Here is a 2,504-nt window from a genome sequence, read left to right on the forward strand (position 1 = left end):
GTTATTTAATTCATTCATTTGCTTAAACTTCAGCTTGCTATCCCACAGTTGAATAAAGGAATTATCTGCTTCTCCACCCTTAAACTCTCCATGTGTTGCTAAGTGAATAATGCCAAACGGCTGAGACTTGCGTATTGATCGGAGATTATTTAGGGTAAAGTTTTGATTGAGGAAGAATTTACCTTTCCAGATATCCCGTGCTACAATCGACAACTCTTCTGGTACGGCAGGTAAAGGTTTTAGTTCTTGGAATTTAGATGCTCCCATTGCCAGAACTTGGGAATTTCTAATATCGACGTAGCGAGTATCAACCAACTCTAGAGCTAGTGCAAGACCAACGCTGTAGTTCTCCACTAAAAATTGTTTACCGTCGTGAAGAGTTGCAAATGGCAGCGATCGCAAACCCTTCTGGGCATTCTCTGTATTTTCGCCTAAATTTTGGGCTTCACTATTAATTGTGTTAAAAGTAACGTCACCTCCAGATTGCAGGGTAACAGCACCACTTACTGCATTAAACTCAGCGGCATCTCCGAATGGATCAATAAAAGCAAAAGTGTTAATTTACCCTGTTGTAATACTACTTCTGGTTGCAGTTAATTCTACTAAACCACCTGTAGCACCATTAGGATCAATAGCAGAAGAGTTTATGTCTCTTGCGTTGATGCTACCTCCAGCTTTGAGCGTTACTGAACCTGCTTGAGAGTCCGAAGCACCTCAAAGAGCCAAAGCTGCGCTTTGTCTCCCCTAAGAGCGGGGCTACGGTGGTGTACACAAGTCTGAAATAGTTTACTCATCTGGGTTTAAACGTAAGTTTTACCCCTCCCTAACCCTCCCCGATGTATTGGGGAGGGAACTAGATTTCCCAATGGCAATGGTAAGCAAGTTCGTAATAAGCACAAAGCGTGCTTAGAAAATAAGGACGCTTTGTGCATACTACAAACCTCAAAACTAGCGCAAGCAAAGTACTAAGTGATTACAGTTGGCTGTTCCCGTCCTGTCAGTTCGCGGATCTGAGCTATTTCCTGGGCAATAGTGATTAAAGAAGCAAGTGCAAGCTGTGGATCAAGGTCATGTTTGCTGGGATCTGGCTCGTAGCTTTCTAGATAAACCCTTAGGGTTGCACCTTGAGTACCCGTCCCAGAAAGTCGCACCACAATGCGGGAGCCGTCGGTAAAGCCAATGCGAACACCCTGTTGATCGCTAACGCTACCATCAATAGGGTCAGTATAACTAAAGTCATCACTGTATTCAACTTGATAGTTACCGAATTGCTTGCCTTTAAGGTTTGGCAATAAAGAACGCAGTCTTTCTATTAAAGTGTTAGCAGGCCCTGTCTGTATCTCTTCATAATCATGGCGAGAGTAATAATTGCGTCCATAAGTATGCCAGTGTTCCCGGACAATCTGCTCAACAGATTGTTGCCGGACTGCTAGGATATTCAGCCAAAACAGCACAGCCCATAGTCCATCTTTTTCGCGGATATGGTTAGAGCTGGTACCAAAACTTTCTTCACCGCACAGAGTAGCTTTACCCGCGTCTAAGAGATTGCCGAAAAACTTCCAGCCAGTGGGTGTTTCATAAGATTCAATCCCAATCTGAGCAGCAACTCGATCTACTGCTTGGCTAGTAGGCATTGATCGCGCTACCCCGGCTAAACCCGCACTATAACCAGGGACTAGCTTGGCGTTTGCGGCTAACACTGCGAGGCTATCGCTAGGGGTGACAAAGAACTTACGCCCTAAGATCATATTGCGATCGCCATCTCCATCAAAAGCTGCCCCAAAATCTGGCGCATCCTCTGCGTATAAAATATCCACCAACTCATGGGCATAAACCAGATTTGGGTCAGGGTGTCCGCCGCCAAAGTCTTCTAGGGGTGTACCATTACGCACAGTTCCCACTGGTGCGCCCAAACGTTGCTCAAAAATGGCATGGGCATAAGGGCCAGCCACTGCATGTAAGGCATCAATGCTGAACTGAAAATTTCCTCTGGTCAACAGTTGGTGAATCCGTTCAAAATCAAACAGGGACTCCATTAACTCTTGATAATCATGTACGGAGTCAATCACCTCAACTACCGTCTCTCCTAAATGTGATTCACCCAAAGTTTCTAAATCTACATCTGGTGCTTCCAGAATTTGGTAGCTATCAATGACTTTACTGCGATCGTAGATAGCTAAAGTCACCTTTTCCGGGGCTGGGCCACCGTTGCTAATGTTATATTTCACACCAAAGTCACCATTTGGCCCGCCCGGATTATGGCTAGCAGACAAGATGATGCCACCAATAGCCTGGTACTTGCGAATAATAGCAGAAGTCGCAGGAGTAGACAAAATCCCCCGTTGACCAACTTTAATTCGCCCAATGCCATTGGCCGCAGCCATTTTCAAAATGATTTGAATGGCTTGGCGATTGTAATAACGACCATCACCACCCAGGACTAGGGTTTGAAGGTGCAAGTCGCCTACAGAATCGAAGATGGATTGGATAAAATTTTCCAGGTA

General features: G+C 45.1%; 2 protein-coding genes. Both read right to left on the minus strand.

The annotated features are described in order from the left end of the window. A partial coding sequence (locus LC574_RS35365) for a CHAT domain-containing protein (protein ID WP_229458287.1) occupies positions 1-402 on the minus strand: 402 nt, incomplete at its 3' end. Between the two features lie 563 nt (positions 403-965). After that, the coding region (locus LC574_RS35370) for an alpha-D-glucose phosphate-specific phosphoglucomutase (protein WP_229458288.1) at positions 966-2,504 on the minus strand (1,539 nt) is incomplete at its 5' end.

Origin of the sequence: Nostoc sp. CHAB 5715, from assembly GCF_020829685.1 — a bacterium.
In the GTDB taxonomy this organism is placed as follows: domain Bacteria; phylum Cyanobacteriota; class Cyanobacteriia; order Cyanobacteriales; family Nostocaceae; genus Nostoc.